Source organism: Nocardioides sp. IC4_145, assembly GCF_011250565.1.
In the GTDB taxonomy this organism is placed as follows: domain Bacteria; phylum Actinomycetota; class Actinomycetes; order Propionibacteriales; family Nocardioidaceae; genus Nocardioides.
In genome coordinates this window covers 57,440-59,332 of sequence record NZ_JAANMS010000029.1, presented here as the reverse complement: position 1 = coordinate 59,332, position 1,893 = coordinate 57,440, and the positions used below count along the sequence as shown (strand labels likewise).

Below are 1,893 nucleotides of genomic sequence, written 5' to 3'. Positions count from 1 at the left end.
TGTGTGGTTGTTGTCTTGGTTGAGTGGTTGTGGGACAAGCCCTCGGCCTATTAGTACCGGTCGGCTAGGCATTACTGCTGTACACCTCCGGCCTATCAACCCAGTGTTCTGCTGGGGGCCTTACCCACTTACGTGGTGGGAAACCTCATCTTGAAACGTGCTTCCCGCTTAGATGCATTCAGCGGTTATCACTTCCGAACGTAGCTAACCAGCCGTGCCCCTGGCGGGACAACTGGCACACCAGAGGTTCGTCCATCCCGGTCCTCTCGTACTAGGGACAGCCTTTCTCAAGTTTCCTGCGCGCGCGGCGGATAGGGACCGAACTGTCTCACGACGTTCTAAACCCAGCTCGCGTGCCGCTTTAATGGGCGAACAGCCCAACCCTTGGGACCTGCTCCAGCCCCAGGATGCGACGAGCCGACATCGAGGTGCCAAACCATCCCGTCGATATGGACTCTTGGGGAAGATCAGCCTGTTATCCCCGGGGTACCTTTTATCCGTTGAGCGACCACGCTTCCACATGCCGTGGCCGGATCACTAGTTCCGACTTTCGTCCCTGCTCGACATGTCTGTCTCACAGTCAAGCTCCCTTGTGCACTTACACTCGCCACCTGATTGCCAACCAGGCTGAGGGAACCTTTGAGCGCCTCCGTTACATTTTAGGAGGCAACCGCCCCAGTTAAACTACCCATCAGGCACTGTCCCTGATCCGGATCACGGACCTAGGTTAGACATCTAGTACGACCAGAGTGGTATTTCAACGATGACTCCACACTCACTGGCGTGAATGCTTCACAGTCTCCCACCTATCCTACACAAGCCGAACCAAACACCAATACCAAACTATAGTAAAGGTCCCGGGGTCTTTCCGTCCTGCCGCGCGTAACGAGCATCTTTACTCGTAGTGCAATTTCGCCGAGTCCACGGTTGAGACAGCGCCCAAGTCGTTACTCCATTCGTGCAGGTCGGAACTTACCCGACAAGGAATTTCGCTACCTTAGGATGGTTATAGTTACCACCGCCGTTTACTGGGGCTTAAGTTCTCCGCTTCGACACTTGCGTGTCTAACAGGTCCCCTTAACCTTCCAGCACCGGGCAGGAGTCAGTCCGTATACATCGTCTTACAACTTCGCACGGACCTGTGTTTTTAGTAAACAGTCGCTTGGGCCTGGTCTCTGCGGCCATCACCGCGTCCCCACGCAAGGTGGTTCACGGATCCGGCCCCCCTTCTCCCGAAGTTACGGGGGCATTTTGCCGAGTTCCTTAACCATGGTTCGCTCGATCGCCTTGGTATTCTCTACCTGATCACCTGAGTCGGTTTGGGGTACGGGCGGCTCGTAGCTCGCTAGAGGTTTTTCTCGACAGCATAGGATCATCCACTTCCCCATACGGGTCCCCATCAGATCTCAGGAACGACATCAAAGTCAGAGATCCGGATTTGCCTAGACCTCTCCCTACATCCTTGGCCACGGACAACCATCGCCGTGGTTGGACTACCTTCCTGCGTCACCCCATCGCTTGACTACTACCAGCTCGGGTCCCACGCTCCGCCACATCCCATCCCCCCGAAGGGTTCAGTAGACGTGGTTTCGGGTGGTTAGCATCACCAGGTTCGTCATGGGCGCTACTTCGCCGGTACGGGAATATCAACCCGTTGTCCATCGACTACGCCTGTCGGCCTCGCCTTAGGTCCCGACTTACCCAGGGCAGATTAGCTTGACCCTGGAACCCTTGATCATTCGGCGCACGTGTTTCTCACACGTGATTCGCTACTCATGCCTGCATTCTCACTCGTGTCACCTCCACCCCTGGATCACTCCGGAGCTTCACTGGTGACACGACGCTCCCCTACCCATCCACACACCTGAACCAACCGGACAAACCGGCGGCTTA

General features: G+C 56.1%; 1 rRNA gene (running past one end of the window). It reads right to left on the bottom strand.

Annotated elements, in window-relative coordinates:
- Nucleotides 1-30: 30 nt before the first annotated feature.
- Nucleotides 31-1,893, bottom strand: a 23S ribosomal RNA gene (locus G6553_RS20715); it runs 1,506 nt beyond the window's last position.